Origin of the sequence: Burkholderia stagnalis (assembly GCF_039848545.1) — a bacterium.
In the GTDB taxonomy this organism is placed as follows: Bacteria; Pseudomonadota; Gammaproteobacteria; order Burkholderiales; family Burkholderiaceae; genus Burkholderia; species Burkholderia stagnalis.
Genome location: NZ_CP156685.1, coordinates 1,643,314 through 1,656,929, shown reverse-complemented (window position 1 = coordinate 1,656,929; position 13,616 = coordinate 1,643,314). Strand labels below are relative to the sequence as shown.

The following is a 13,616-nucleotide window of genomic DNA, read 5'->3' as shown; positions in this document are numbered from 1 at the left end:
ACCCAGAGTCTGCGACGCCACACGCCCCGTACGGATACCGCTCTGTCACAAAGGCACTGGTTCACTCCAGTACCGCCCACCAAAGAATTCAAGGCCCTGCGTCTCACGACGCAGGGCCTTTTCGTTTTTCCCGCGCGAATTCGCGATCCGACCGTCTGTCGACGATCGCCACTGCCCCGCTATCCGCCCGCCGTCCGCAGCGCGAGCACCGCATCGACGGCCTGCCGCTCGTCGGCCGCGGCCTCGATGACGGCGATCGCGTCCTCGCATCCCGCCTGCCGGAGATGCGCCCGCCAGTCTCCCGGCCAGCCGTCGAGGTCGCACATGCGCAATGCGATCGAGCCACCCAGCTCCGCGTGCCCGCCGCCGATCGATTCCTCGAAGATGAACGACCGGACGCTGGATGCGTCGACGGCAAACACGTAGACGTGGTGAGTCGGATGCTGCGCGCTGGGCGCGACGTTTTTCATGCCTATCGTGATCATCGGTTCCTCGAGCGGGGCGCGCGGCTGGCGCTATCTGAACATGACGCCGACATGCAAGCATTCATTGCACACGGCGTCACATTTCACCAACACGAAATGCCGGCTTGTTTTGTAACGTTAGGTAACTGTTATGTAACATTTCGTCGAAAGCGGCTGACTAGAATCGGCTGACAATAACGGCGATTAACTGCGCCGAGTTCCCAATCAATACACTTGGACGAAGCCGGGTCACGATCCGCCGTGACCTGCCCGAGTCCGGTCAGACGCACTCATGACATTGTCCTCTACCCATACGTTGTGGCTCACCGGCCTGAGCGGCGCCGGCAAGTCCACGCTGGCACAGGAAATCGCTTCACGCCTGCGCGCACGAGGCCTCCCGGTCTGCATCCTCGACGGCGACGAACTGCGCGCCGGCGTGTCGCCGGATCTCGGCTTCAAGCGTGAAGACCGTGCCGAAAACTGCCGCCGCACGGCCGAAATCGCGAAGCTGCTCAACAGCCAGGGCATCTCGGTCGTCGTCGCGCTGATCTCGCCTTACGAAGCCGACCGGCAACGCGCGCGGCAGATCATCGGAGACGAACGCTTCGTCGAGATCTACCTGAAGACCGACATCGCGACCTGCTCGGCGCGCGACCCCAAACGCCTCTACGCAAAAGCGATCACCGGGCAGACGCGCCAATTCACCGGCATCTCCGACCCATACGAGCCGCCCGAGCATCCCGACCTCGTCATCGAAACCGGACAGATGGACATCGCGACCTCGGTCGAACGCATCATGGCATTCGATCGGCAGCGCTTCGCGCCGGCATGACCCCGGCGCGCGCGGCACGTCGCCGCGCGCGTCATCCCCTCACCCGCTCCGCCGTCGCATCGAACGCCCGCTTCGCCTTGTCGACGATCTCGTCGACCTCGGCCTCGCCGATCACGAGCGGCGGCGACAGCAGCATCCGGTCGCCGGTCGCGCGCATGATCAGGTTGCCGCCGAAGCAGAAGTCGCGGCAGATCGTGCCGACCTCCCCGCCATTGTCGAAGCGCACGCGCCGCGCCGGATCGCGCGCGAGCTGCACGCCCGCGACGAGCCCCGCGCCGGCAATCTCACCGACGAGCGGATGGCCGCCGAGCGCGTCGCGCAACCGGCGCTGGAAATACGGCCCGATGTCGCGCTTCACGCGCGCGACGATGCCGCCGTCGCGCAGCAGCGTCAGGTTCGCGATCGCGACCGCCGCCGCGACCGGATGCCCCGAATACGTCATCCCGTGGTTGAATTCGCCGTGCTCGATCAGCGCCTGCGCGACGCGGTCGTGCAGCGCCACCGCGCCCATCGGCACATAACCGCTCGTCAGGCCCTTCGCGAGCGTCATCAGGTCCGGCGCGAAGCCGAAGTGCTGGTGCGCGAACCACTCGCCGGTGCGGCCAAAGCCGCCGATCACTTCGTCCGCGACGAGCAGGATGTCGTACTTGCGGCAGATCCGCTGGATTTCCGGCCAGTACGTCGATGGCGGGAAGATCACACCGCCCGCGCCCTGGAACGGCTCGCCGATGAATGCGGCGACGTTCTCCGCGCCGAGCTCGAGGATCTTCGCTTCGAGCTGCTGCGCGCGCGCGAGGCCGAATGCCTCGGGCGTTTCGCCGGCGGCCGCTTCGCCGAAGAAATACGGCTGGTCGATATGCACGACATGCTCGACCTTCGACGCCATCTGCTCGTGCATGTAGCCCATCCCGCCGAGCGTCGCGCCCGCGATCGTCGAGCCGTGATAGCCGTTCCAGCGCGAGATCACGTATTTCCTGCGCGGCCGGCCCTGCACGCGCCAGTATTGATGCACGACGCGCAGCACGGTGTCGTTGCCTTCCGAGCCGCTGTTGCAATAGAAGAAGTGGTTGAAGCCCGGCGGCGTGACTTCGGCGAGCAGTGCCGACAGTTCGATCACCGGCGGATGCGTGGTCTTGAAGAACGTGTTGTAGAACGGCAGTTCGCGCATCTGCCGCTGCGCGGCGTCGATCAGTTCCGCGCGCCCGTAGCCGACGTTCACGCACCACAGCCCCGCCATCCCGTCGATGATCTTGTTGCCGTCGGAATCCCACAGATAGACGCCGTCGGCCTTCACGATCACGCGGCTGCCCGCGCGATTGAGCGCACCCATGTCGGAGAACGGGTGGATGTGATGCGCGGCGTCGAGCGCACGATACTGCGCGGTCGTGCGCGGCATGGCGGGCGGCGCTGCACCGCGGTCGGAACGGTCGGTCATGCTGCCCTCCTGAACGATGCCGGACGCGCGGCGGGTCACACGTGCAGCAGCAGGTGCCGGCGTTCCCACGAGCTGATCACGCGGAAGTACGCCTCGTACTCGGTTTCCTTCAGCGCGAGATACGCCTTCACGAACTTCTCGCCGAGGATGTCGGCCAGCGGCGCGCACGCCGCCATCAGCGTAATGCCCTCTTCGAGATTGCGCGGCAGCTGGTACGGCAGGTCGTAGCCGTCGGACGCGAGCGGCTCGCTCGGCTCGAGGCGCTGCGTGATGCCGAGATAGCCGGCCGCAAGCGTCGCCGCGATCACGAGGTACGGGTTGCAGTCGACGCCCGGGATGCGGTTCTCGATGCGCCGCGCGACCGGGCTCGACTGCGGAATGCGGAAGCCGACCGTGCGGTTGTCGTAGCCCCACTGCACGTTGATCGGCGCGGCCATGAAGCGCGACAGCCGCCGATACGAGTTGATGTACGGCGCGAAGATCGGCATCAGCGCGGGCGTGTATTTCTGCAGCCCGGCAAGATAGCCGCGGAACAGCGGCGTCACGTCGCCGTTCGCGTCGGTGAACAGGTTGCGGCCGGTCTGCGGATCGGCGAGGCTCTGGTGGATATGCATCGCCGAGCCCGGTTCGTTTTCCATCGGCTTGGCCATGAAGGTCGCGTACATGTTGTGGCGCAGCGCGGCCTCGCGCACCGTGCGCTTGAACAGGAACACCTGGTCGGCGAGCGACAGCGCGTCGCCGTGCATGAAGTTGATCTCCATCTGCGCGGCGCCGACCTCGTGGATCAGCGTCTCGATGTCGAGCCCCTGCATGTCGCAGTACTCGTAGATGTCCTCGAACAGCGGATCGAACTCGTTGACGGCCTCGATCGAATACGACTGCCGCCCCGTCTCCGCGCGCCCGGTGCGGCCGACCGGCGGACGCAGCGGCAGGTCCGGGTCCTTGTTCATGTCGACCAGGTAGAACTCGAGCTCGGGCGCGACCACCGGCTTCCAGCCCTTCTCGCGATACAGCTCGAGCACGCGCCGCAGCACGTAGCGCGGCGAGATCTCGACCGGCGAGCCGTCGAAATGCACGCAGTCGTGGATCACCTGTGCGGTCGGGTCGACCGCCCACGGAATCAGGCAGATCGTCGACGGGTCGGGCACGCACACCATGTCGGGGTCGGTGACGCCGGTCAGCGAGCCGTCTTCCGGATAGTCGCCGGTGACGGTCTGCACCATCACGGCCTGCGGCAGGCGCATCGATTCGCCGGACTCGAACTTGTTGCGCGGAATGATCTTGCCGCGCGCGATGCCGGCCATGTCGGGAATGATCGCCTCGACTTCGGTGATGCGATGCTGCCTGAGGAATTCGTCCAGTGCGGGTTGCATGATCGGCCTCGTTCAGTCGACGTCATGTGCGGCCGGCGGCGCCACTTCGCCGTCGGCGGCCGCACGGATGCGATGCGTCATGCGCGCGCGGCACGCCGCGCCGAATGCCGCGAAGATGTCGCGCGACAGCGGCTGCTCCGCGAAGCGCCATTCGGGATGCCACTGCACGCCGAGCGCGAACGCGCGCGCGCCGCGCACGCTGACGGCCTCGACCAGCCCGTCGGGCGCGCTCGCCTCGACGGCCAGGCCCGCGCCGAGCCGCGCGATGCCCTGGTCGTGCAGCGAATTGACCGTCGCTTCGCACGCGCCGCGCGCGATCCGCTGCAGCAGGCCGCCCGGCGTGAAGCGCACGACGTGCGCGGGCCCGTATTGCGATTCGAGCGGCTCGGACGGCGTCTCGCGATGGTCGGCGAAGCCCGCAGTCGCATGCAGCCGCTGGTGCAGCGTGCCGCCGTACACGACGTTCATTTCCTGCATGCCGCGGCAGATCGCGAGCACCGGCACGCCCGCGTCGATCGCCGCGCGCATCAGCGGCAGCGCGGTCGCGTCGCGCGCGGGATCGTGCAGCGTGCCGGGCGCGCTCGCGGGTCCGCCGTAATGGTGCGGCTCGACGTTCGAGTAGCTGCCGGTAAACAGCAGGCCGTCGATCGCGGCAAGCAGCGCGTCGACCGGCTGGCGCACGCCGAGCGCGGGCAGCACGAGCGCGAGCACGCCCGCGCCGTCGACCAGCGCGGCGAGGTACTTCTCGCCCGCCGCGTGCGACGGATGCGCGCCGCGCATCGTGCGATCGGCGGTCACGGCTACGAGCGGGCGCGGTCGCATGGCGGCACCTCCGATGAAATCCGCGCGGACAGGCATGCGCATCGTCGCGCTCGCGCGCGGCATGCATGGGTGCGCGCGCTCGTGTGTCCATGCGGCGCGGCACGCACGACGCGGCCGGCTCGCAATGCGCGAACACGCAGCGGCCCGCCGCAGGCAACACACTGCGGAACACGGCACGCCCCGGGGCGGATGACGCAATCGACGCTAGGGCAACAGCGACGCGCTGCCGTCGCACTGCACCGCGCTGAAGATGCGCGCGGTCACGAGATTGAAGCGGCGCAGGCCGCGATGGGACAAGGCGATGAGGCGAGGTTCGCGGGATGAGGCGGAACGCTTGCCGCGATCAGCATGCCGGTGCGGACCGGCACGTTGCGGCGCGCCCGCCGACGGACTTCGCGTCCGGCGGATCGAAGGGCTTGCAGCTTTCACGATCGTACTCGACTGACGGTTTGACGTAGGGCGCGTGATGGCTCCCTGTCATTCAGCTTATATCACCGAAAAATTGCGTCAAATTTCAGCCGCTACGGTCGGTATTAACCCTGACAAAAACACGGGCGGCATCGATTGCCGGAATCGATGCCGCCCGTTGCGACGCCGCGCCCTTCTCCGCCGCGGCGTCGTTTTCCCCGCCATCGCGTTCAGCGATACGCGAGCGCCGTCTCGACGAGCGTCTGCAGCAGCGGCGAAACCCGCGCGGCGCGCGTCTCGTCGTAGGCATACGGACGCGTTTCATCCATGTAGGTGATCTGCGCGAGTTCAAGCTGCACGGCCTGCACGCCCGTATCGGGCACGCCGTACTGACGCGTGATGTAGCCGCCCTTGAAGCGGCCGTTCGCAACCGCCGTGAAGCCGCCGTGCGCGGTCACGCAGGCGGCCAGCGCTTCCGCGAGACCCGGTGCGGCGCTCGCGCCGTTCGCGGTGCCGAAGTTGAAATCCGGCAGCCGCCCGTCGAAAAAGCGCGGCACGTGCGAGCGGATCGAATGCGCTTCCCACACCAGCGCGCGGCCGTGCTCGCGCTTCAGGCGCGCGATCTCGCCCTGCAGCGCGTCGTGATACGGCCGCCAGTAGCGGTCGCGGCGACGCAGGATCTCGTCGTTGTCCGGCAATGCGCCCGCCGGATACAGCGGCGCCTTGTCGAAGGTATCGACCGGCACGAGGCCGGTCGTGTCCTGCCCCGGATACAGGTTCTCGTTGTCGGGCGGCCGGTTCAGGTCGACGACGTAGCGCGCATGCGACGGCACCAGCACCGATGCGCCGAGCGCGACGGCGAAGCCGTACAGGCGTTCGAGATGCCAGTCGCAATCGTCGACGAAGCGCGCGTCGGGCGTCATCGTCGCTGCCAGGTCGTCGGGAATGTAGGTGCCCGCGTGCGGAATCGAGATCAGCAGCGGCAGCGTGCCCTGCTTCAGCGTGAATACAGCCGGTTGTTGGCTCATGTCGGTCTCACCGTGGTCGGTCGGACGGCGCGTGCGTTGCCGCACGCGCCGAAGCGCTGCAGCGATCAGCGCAGCAGTTGCGCCAGCGCGGCGCGGTAATCGGCATACGCGGCGTCTTCGTCGCGATGGCGGCGCGCGCGCACGACGCATGCGCCGCCCGTGTAGACGTCGCGCACCGGCGTGTCGCCGTGCTCGGCGAACACCGCGCCGGACAGCCACGCCGCGCTGTCGTGCTCGGCGATCGCCGGATGGTCGGGGTCGAGCACCAGCCAGTCGGCGCGGCAGCCTGCGCGCAGCGCGCCGATCGGCCGCCCGCTCGCCTGCGCGCCGCCCGCAAGCGATGCGTCGAACAGGCGATCCGCGACCACCGGCTGCGTATCGCTTGCCAGCACGTTGCGCGCGCGATGCACGAGCCGCTGCCCGTATTCGAGCAGGCGCAGCTCGGCGCGCCAGTCGACCGACGCATGGCTGTCCGAGCCGATGCCGATCACGCCGCCGTGCGCGAGATAGTCGACGGCCGGGAACACGCCGTCGCCGAGGTTCGCTTCCGTCGTCAGGCACAGGCCGGCCACCGCGCGGCGCTTCGCGAGCGCCTCGGTCTCGGCCGCGTCGAGATGCGTCGCGTGCACGAGGCACCAGCGCGGGCCGACGTCGAAGCGGTCGAGCAGCCACTGCACGGGCCGCGCGCCGTAGGTGCGCACGCAGTCGTCGACCTCGGCCGTCTGTTCGGCGATGTGGATGTGCACGGGCGCATCGTCGGGCAGGCCGTCAAGCAGCGTGCGCAGCCCGGCTTCCGACACCGCGCGCAGCGAGTGCGGCGCGACGCCGTAGCGCAGCGTGCCGTCCTCCGGCGCGACGCCGCGCATCGCGTCGAGCAGTTCGAGCAGGCCGTCCGGGGTATTGATGAAGCGGCGCTGGTCGTCGCGCGGCGGCTTGTCGCCGAAGCCTGCGAACTGGTACGACACGGGCAGCATCGTGATGCCGATGCCGGCCGCGCGCGCCGCGCCGATCACGCGCGCGCCGAGCTCGGCGAGCTGCGGATAGCGCGTGCCGTCCTGCGCGTGATGCACGTAATGGAATTCGCACACCGACGTATAGCCGCACTTCAGCATCTCGACGTACAGCCAGCGCGCGATCGCCGCGAGCGCGTCGGGCGTGATCTTCAGCGCGAAGCGGTACATCAGGTCGCGCCAGCTCCAGAAGCTGTCGGACGGGTTCGCGCGGTATTCGGTGAGCCCCGCCATCGCGCGCTGGAACGCGTGCGAGTGCAGGTTCGGCATGCCGGGCACCACCGGGCCCGCCGCGCGCGCGACGCCCGCCGGCGCATCGGTGTCGGGCGTCACCTCGGTCAGCGTGCCGGCCGCATCCCAGCGCAGCAGCACGTTGCGGCGCCAGCCGTCCGGCAGGTACGCGTGTGCGGCGAACAACGTCGTGTCGGTCATCGTGAGTCCCATCATCCGTTCGTGCGGCGAAACACGGTCGTCCCGCCGCGCACGACCTGCTCGCACAGCGGGCGGCCGATCCAGTAAGCGAGTTCCGCGAGCGAGCCGACCGACCATACCGCGAAATCGGCCTGGCGGCCGACCTCGAGCGCGCCGTGGCGATCCGCGCGGCCGAGCGCCGCGGCCGCGTGGCGCGTGACGCCCTGCAGCACTTCGGGCACCGTCATGCGGAACAGCGTGCAGCCGAGGTTCAGCGTCAGCAGCAGCGATTCGAGCGGCGACGTGCCCGGGTTGTGATCGGTTGCGAGCGCGATCGGCACCTGGTGCTTGCGCAGCAGGTCGAGCGGCGGCAATTGCGTCTCGCGAATGAAGTAGTACGCGCCGGGCAGCAGCACGGCGACCGTGCCGGCCGCCTTCATCGCCTCGATGCCGGCTTCGTCGAGAAACTCGAGGTGATCGGCGGACAGCGCGCGATAGCGCGCGGCGAGCGCGGTGCCGCCCGCGTTCGACAGCTGTTCCGCGTGCAGCTTGACCGGCAGCCCGCGCCGCGTCGCGGCCTCGAACACGCGCTCGGTCTGCGCGAGCGAAAAGCCGATCCGCTCGCAGAACACGTCGACCGCGTCGACGAGCCCTTCGTCGGCGAGCGCCGGCAGCATCCGTTCGCACACCTCGTCGATGTACGCATCCGCGCGGCCCGCGTATTCGGGCGGCAGCGCATGCGCGCCGAGGAAGGTCGTATAGACCGACACCGGGAAGCGCTCGCCGAGCTGCCGCGCGACGCGCAGCATCTTGCGCTCGCTCGCGAGGTCGAGCCCGTAGCCCGACTTGATCTCGATCGCGGTCACGCCTTCGGCGAGCAGCGGCTGCAGGCGTGCTGCGGCCTGCACGAACAGCGTCGCCTCGTCGGCGTCGCGCGTCGCGCGCACCGTCGACACGATCCCGCCGCCCCGCCGCGCGATTTCCTCGTAGCTGACGCCGGCCAGGCGCTGCGCGAATTCGTCCGCGCGCGTGCCGCCGTACACGAGGTGCGTGTGGCAGTCGACGAGGCCCGGCGTCACCCACGCGCCGTGCAGGTCTTCACGCGCCCAGTGCGCGTAGTCGTGCGGCAGCGCGGAGCACGCGCCGAGCCAGACGATCGCGCCGGTTTCGTCGACGGCGATCGCCGCATCGTCGATCGTCTCGTCGGGGTGGCCGTGCGGACACAGCCTCAGGTGATGCCAGACAGTCGGTTTCATGCGTTCAGTTCGTATCGGTGGCGTCGAGCGACACGGCGAGCAGCGCGCCGTCGCCGCTCACCGCGACGTCAAACGCACGCTGTGGCCCATCGAGCCGCAGCGTGTCCAGTTCTTCCAGCGTGCAGGCCGTGCCGTCGAGCTCGACGTGCACCGGGCCCGCCGCGCAGAACAGCAGCACGGTATCCGCGCGCGCGACGCGATGCGTGCCGGCGCGCCAGGCGGCGACCGTCCCGCGCGTGGTCGCGCGGCGCGTCATCAGGTTGAAGTCGCGCGTCGGGCCGTCGTGCAGCGTCGCGTCGATCGCCGTCTCGCCCGCGAAATCCGCGCGCGCGAGCGGCGCATCGAGCACGTGGCACGCGCCGTCATCGGCCGCGAGCGTCATGCCCGCGCCGGACAGCAGCACCAGCGTGCGGTCGATTCCTTCGAAGCGCGAGAACGGCCCGGCCGCGCCGACGTCCGCGACGCTCACGCGCCACGCAAACGTGTCGAGCGCGGCGCCGGGCGGATGCGCGGCGATCTCGCGCGTCACGCCGCCGCCGTTCTTCCACGGCGACGCGACGAGATCCGCCGCGCGGATCAGCGCGGCGGCCAGCACGTCATGTCGTGCCGTCATCGCTCAGCGGCCGAGCATCGGCAGCTTCAGGCCGGCTTCGCGGGCCGTCTGCTGCGCGAGTTCGTAGCCGGCATCCGCATGGCGCATCACGCCCGTCGCCGGGTCGTTCAGCAGCACGCGGCCGAGGCGCTCGTGCGCTTCAGCGGTGCCGTCGGCGACGATCACGACGCCCGAGTGCTGCGAGAAGCCCATGCCCACGCCGCCGCCGTGGTGCAGCGACACCCACGATGCGCCGCCTGCCGTGTTCAGCAGCGCGTTCAGCAGCGGCCAGTCGCTCACGGCGTCCGAACCGTCCTTCATCGATTCCGTCTCGCGGTTCGGGCTCGCGACCGAACCCGTGTCGAGGTGATCGCGGCCGATCACGATCGGCGCCTTCAGCTCGCCGTTCTTCACCATCTCGTTGAACGCCTGGCCGAGGCGATAGCGATCCTTCACGCCCACCCAGCAGATCCGCGCCGGCAGGCCCTGGAACGCGATGCGTTCGCGCGCCATGTCGAGCCAGTTGTGCAGGTGCGGATCGTCGGGGATCAGCTCCTTCACCTTCTGGTCGGTCTTGTAGATGTCCTCCGGATCGCCGGACAGCGCGACCCAGCGGAACGGGCCCTTGCCTTCGCAGAACAGCGGGCGGATGTACGCCGGCACGAAGCCCGGGAAGTCGAACGCGTTCTCGACGCCCATTTCCAGCGCCATCTGGCGGATGTTGTTGCCGTAGTCGAGCGTCGCCGCGCCGCGCTGCTGCAGCGCCAGCATCGCGCGCACCTGCACCGCCATCGACTGCTTCGCGACCTTCACGATGCTCTGCGGATCGACCTTCTGCGCCTCGCGCCATTGCGCGACGGTCCAGCCCTGCGGCAGGTAGCCGTTGATCGGGTCGTGCGCGCTCGTCTGGTCGGTCACGCAGTCCGGCGTGATGCCGCGCGTGACGAGTTCCGCGAACACGTCGGCCGCGTTGCCGAGCAGGCCGACCGACACCGGCTTGCCGGTGCGCTTCGCTTCCTCGATCATGCCGAGCGCTTCGTCGAGCGTCGTCGCCTTCTTGTCGACGTAGCGTGTCTTCAGGCGGAAGTCGATGCGCGTCTCGTCGCATTCGACCGCGATCATCGAGAAGCCGGCCATCGTCGCCGCGAGCGGCTGCGCGCCGCCCATCCCGCCCAGGCCGCCCGTCAGGATCCAGCGGCCCGACGGATCGCCGTTGAAGTGCTGGTTCGCGACCGAGAAGAAGGTTTCGTAGGTGCCCTGCACGATGCCCTGGCTGCCGATGTAGATCCAGCTGCCGGCCGTCATCTGGCCGTACATCATCAGGCCCTTGCGATCGAGCTCGTGGAAGTGGTCCCAGGTTGCCCAGTGCGGCACCAGGTTCGAGTTCGCGAGCAGCACGCGCGGCGCGTCCTTGTGCGTGCGGAACACGCCGACCGGCTTGCCCGACTGCACGAGCAGCGTCTCATCCTCGTTCAGATCCTTCAGCGACGCGAGAATCTGGTCGTAGCACGCCCAGTTGCGCGCCGCGCGGCCGATGCCGCCGTACACGACGAGCGCATGCGGGTGCTCGGCGACTTCCGGATCCAGGTTGTTCTGGATCATCCGGTAGGCCGCTTCCGCGAGCCAGGTCTTGCAGGTCTTTTCGCTGCCGCGCGGTGCGCGGATCGTGCGCGTCGGGTCGAGGCGGGGATCGATGTGATTCGGATGGTTCATGACGACTGCTCCCGAAGGAAATGAAAAATCAACAGATTCAGAAATGCCCGGTGAAGCGATAACGGCTGCCGGGATGCCAAAGATTCGCCACCGAGGCGACGACGCCCTGCGACCAGGTGCGCCGATGTAAAACCAGACACGGTTCGACGTCGTCCATCCGAAGCTGCGCGCGCCTTTCCGGCGCGGGTGCGGCCGCTTCGATCCGGTACTCGACGCGCTGCAGCGGGGCCGCGCGCATCAGGTACTGGTTCGGCGTCGTGTTCGTGAAATCCTGCCCGGCGTAATCCGGCGCGACCGCCGGATTCACCCATCGTTCCTCGAGCTGCACCGGCTCGTCGTTCTCGAAATGCAGCACCAGCGAGTGGAACAGCTTTGCGCGCACCGCCACCTGCATCTCGTCCGCCAGCGCGTCGTCGGCCTTGACCGTCGCGAGGCCGAGCACGCTCGCGTGATACGCATGCCCGCGCGCCGCGACTTCCTCCGAGATGCTGCGGATCGCCACCAGGGTCGACTCGTACTTCGGCCGCGCGACGAAGGTGCCCGCACCCTGCACGCGCGTGATCACCTGCTCGGCCGTCAACTCGCGCAGCGCGCGGTTGACGGTCATGCGCGCGACCTTGAAGTCGCGGGCCAGCTCGTTCTCGGACGGCACCTGATGGCCCTCCGCCCACTCGCCGGCATGAATGCGAGCCAGGATGAAATCCTTGATCTCCTGGTAGACCGGTGCGCTCATCGCGTTACTGTTCCGAGGCGAACGAGAACGGGCTGACCTTCGCGAACGCACGCTCGCCGACCAGCTTCGCGATCACCGCGATGTCCGGCGCGAAGTAGTGGTCGAGCTCGTAGTGCGCGACCTTGCCGCGAATCGTTTCCATCACGGGCGCGAGCTTCGGGCTCGTGTGATACGGCGCGCGCAGGTCGACACCCTGGGCGGCGGCCAGCAGTTCGATCGCGAGGATGTGCTTCGTGTTGTCGGCGATGTCGGCGAGCTTGCGCGCGGCGAACGTCGCCATCGACACGTGGTCTTCCTGGTTCGCGGAAGTCGGCAGCGAGTCGACCGACGCCGGGTGCGCAAGCGTCTTGTTTTCCGATGCCAGTGCGGCAGCCGTCACGTGCGCGATCATGAAGCCCGAATTCACGCCGCCGTCCCGCACGAGGAACGGGGGCAGGCCCGACAGCGTCGCGTCGATCAGCAGCGCGATGCGGCGCTCGGCCAGCGCGCCGATTTCCGATGCGGCCAGCGCGAGGTTGTCGGCTGCGAACGCGACCGGCTCGGCGTGGAAGTTGCCGCCCGACAGCACTTCGCCGGTATCCGGGAAGATCAGCGGGTTGTCCGACACGGCGTTCGCTTCGACGAGCAGCACGTCGGCCGCGTGGCGCATCTGGTCGAGACACGCGCCCATCACCTGCGGCTGGCAGCGCAGGCTGTACGGATCCTGCACCTTGTCGCAGTCGCGGTGCGACTGGTTGATCGGCGAGCCTTCGAGCAGGTCGCGGTAAGCCGCGGCCGCGTCGATCTGGCCTTGATGGCCGCGCAGCTCATGGATGCGCGCGTCGAACGGCTTCACCGAGCCGGCCGCCGCGTCCACCGACAGCGCGCCCGCGACGAGCGCGGTGCGGTACAGGTCTTCGATCGCGAACATGTTGTCGAGCGCCAGCGCGGTCGACGCCTGCGTGCCGTTCAGCAGCGCGAGGCCTTCCTTCGCCTGCAGCGTGAGCGGCGCGAGGCCCGCGACGCGCAGGCCGTCGAGCGCGCTCGCGCGCTCGCCGCGGATGAACACTTCACCGACGCCGAGCAGCACCGCCGACATGTGCGCGAGCGGCGCGAGGTCGCCCGATGCGCCGACCGAGCCCTTCACCGGGATCAGCGGCAGAACGTCGGCGTTGTACAGCTTGATCAGCGCATCCATCACTTCGCGGCGGATGCCCGAGTGGCCGCGGCCGAGGCTCGACAGCTTCAGCGCCATCAGCAAGCGCACCGACGAGCGCGCCATCGGCTCGCCGACGCCGACCGCGTGCGACAGCACCAGGTTCTTCTGCAGCAGTTCGAGCTGGTCGTGCGGGATGTGCGTGCTGGCCAGGCGGCCGAAGCCCGTGTTGATGCCGTAGGCCGGCTCGCCCTTCGCGGCGATGTCGGCAACGGCCTTCGCGCCCGCGTCGATCTTCGCGAAGCTGGCCGGGTCCAGCGCGAGCGGCACGGATTCGCGCGCGATCTGGCGCAGTTGCGGGAGAGTCAGGTGGCCGGGGGTGAGCGTAATCATGTGAGCAATCC

13 protein-coding genes are annotated in these 13,616 nt (G+C 68.8%); 1 reads left to right on the top strand and 12 read right to left on the bottom strand.

Annotation, left to right across the window (positions count from 1 at the left end):
* Window positions 1-179: 179 nt before the first annotated feature.
* A complete protein-coding gene (locus ABFO07_RS07820) occupies window positions 180-470 on the bottom strand; it encodes a hypothetical protein (protein ID WP_347468604.1) in 291 nt (96 codons plus the stop codon).
* 286 nt (window positions 471-756) lie between these two features.
* Between ABFO07_RS07820 and cysC the strand changes: the two genes are divergently transcribed.
* Window positions 757-1,296, top strand: coding sequence for an adenylyl-sulfate kinase (gene cysC / locus ABFO07_RS07815; protein WP_059878921.1), 540 nt, complete (start codon window positions 757-759; stop codon window positions 1,294-1,296).
* Window positions 1,297-1,327: 31 nt separating this feature from the next.
* Here the strand turns inward: cysC and ABFO07_RS07810 are convergent, their stop codons facing one another.
* From ABFO07_RS07810 to hutH, 11 genes are all read right to left on the bottom strand, one after another.
* Window positions 1,328-2,731 carry an aspartate aminotransferase family protein gene (locus ABFO07_RS07810; protein WP_347468603.1) on the bottom strand — a complete coding sequence of 468 codons (1,404 nt, stop codon included), beginning with the start codon at window positions 2,729-2,731 and terminating at the stop codon, window positions 1,328-1,330.
* 35 nt (window positions 2,732-2,766) lie between these two features.
* Complete coding sequence (locus ABFO07_RS07805; protein ID WP_059908684.1) at window positions 2,767-4,104, bottom strand: glutamine synthetase family protein; 1,338 nt, start codon at window positions 4,102-4,104, stop codon at window positions 2,767-2,769.
* Window positions 4,105-4,116: 12 nt separating this feature from the next.
* Window positions 4,117-4,926 (bottom strand): gamma-glutamyl-gamma-aminobutyrate hydrolase family protein, encoded by an 810-nt coding sequence (locus ABFO07_RS07800; RefSeq protein WP_059984772.1) that lies wholly within the window; start codon window positions 4,924-4,926, stop codon window positions 4,117-4,119.
* A 204-nt stretch (window positions 4,927-5,130) separates the two neighbouring features.
* Window positions 5,131-5,355 (bottom strand): hypothetical protein, encoded by a 225-nt coding sequence (locus tag ABFO07_RS07795; protein WP_059809753.1) that lies wholly within the window; start codon window positions 5,353-5,355, stop codon window positions 5,131-5,133.
* Window positions 5,356-5,564: 209 nt separating this feature from the next.
* Window positions 5,565-6,362 (bottom strand): N-formylglutamate deformylase, encoded by a 798-nt coding sequence (gene hutG, locus ABFO07_RS07790; protein ID WP_059809855.1) that lies wholly within the window; start codon window positions 6,360-6,362, stop codon window positions 5,565-5,567.
* A 65-nt stretch (window positions 6,363-6,427) separates the two neighbouring features.
* A complete protein-coding gene (locus ABFO07_RS07785) occupies window positions 6,428-7,804 on the bottom strand; it encodes a formimidoylglutamate deiminase (protein WP_347468648.1) in 1,377 nt (458 codons plus the stop codon).
* Between the two features lie 11 nt (window positions 7,805-7,815).
* Window positions 7,816-9,039 (bottom strand): imidazolonepropionase, encoded by a 1,224-nt coding sequence (gene hutI, locus ABFO07_RS07780; protein ID WP_059567603.1) that lies wholly within the window; start codon window positions 9,037-9,039, stop codon window positions 7,816-7,818.
* Between the two features lie 4 nt (window positions 9,040-9,043).
* A complete protein-coding gene (locus ABFO07_RS07775) occupies window positions 9,044-9,652 on the bottom strand; it encodes a HutD/Ves family protein (protein ID WP_060028685.1) in 609 nt (202 codons plus the stop codon).
* 3 nt (window positions 9,653-9,655) lie between these two features.
* Entirely contained in the window at window positions 9,656-11,344 is a 1,689-nt protein-coding gene (gene hutU, locus ABFO07_RS07770) for a urocanate hydratase (protein ID WP_059567607.1), read from the bottom strand.
* A gap of 37 nt (window positions 11,345-11,381) precedes the next feature.
* Window positions 11,382-12,077, bottom strand: coding sequence for a histidine utilization repressor (gene hutC / locus ABFO07_RS07765; RefSeq protein ID WP_017331862.1), 696 nt, complete (start codon window positions 12,075-12,077; stop codon window positions 11,382-11,384).
* 4 nt (window positions 12,078-12,081) lie between these two features.
* Entirely contained in the window at window positions 12,082-13,605 is a 1,524-nt protein-coding gene (hutH, locus tag ABFO07_RS07760) for a histidine ammonia-lyase (protein WP_059567609.1), read from the bottom strand.
* Window positions 13,606-13,616: the final 11 nt, after the last annotated feature.

Bases quoted from the DNA above. Each gene is read 5' to 3' on its own strand.
- ABFO07_RS07820 (WP_347468604.1), bottom strand. From the start codon at position 470: ATGAAAAACGTCGCGCCCAGCGCGCAGCATCCGACTCACCACGTCTAC.
- cysC (WP_059878921.1), top strand. From the start codon at position 757: ATGACATTGTCCTCTACCCATACGTTGTGGCTCACCGGCCTGAGCGGC.
- ABFO07_RS07810 (WP_347468603.1), bottom strand. From the start codon at position 2,731: ATGACCGACCGTTCCGACCGCGGTGCAGCGCCGCCCGCCATGCCGCGC.
- ABFO07_RS07805 (WP_059908684.1), bottom strand. From the start codon at position 4,104: ATGCAACCCGCACTGGACGAATTCCTCAGGCAGCATCGCATCACCGAA.
- ABFO07_RS07800 (WP_059984772.1), bottom strand. From the start codon at position 4,926: ATGCGACCGCGCCCGCTCGTAGCCGTGACCGCCGATCGCACGATGCGC.
- hutG (WP_059809855.1), bottom strand. From the start codon at position 6,362: ATGAGCCAACAACCGGCTGTATTCACGCTGAAGCAGGGCACGCTGCCG.
- ABFO07_RS07785 (WP_347468648.1), bottom strand. From the start codon at position 7,804: ATGACCGACACGACGTTGTTCGCCGCACACGCGTACCTGCCGGACGGC.
- hutI (WP_059567603.1), bottom strand. From the start codon at position 9,039: ATGAAACCGACTGTCTGGCATCACCTGAGGCTGTGTCCGCACGGCCAC.
- ABFO07_RS07775 (WP_060028685.1), bottom strand. From the start codon at position 9,652: ATGACGGCACGACATGACGTGCTGGCCGCCGCGCTGATCCGCGCGGCG.
- hutU (WP_059567607.1), bottom strand. From the start codon at position 11,344: ATGAACCATCCGAATCACATCGATCCCCGCCTCGACCCGACGCGCACG.
- hutC (WP_017331862.1), bottom strand. From the start codon at position 12,077: ATGAGCGCACCGGTCTACCAGGAGATCAAGGATTTCATCCTGGCTCGC.
- hutH (WP_059567609.1), bottom strand. From the start codon at position 13,605: ATGATTACGCTCACCCCCGGCCACCTGACTCTCCCGCAACTGCGCCAG.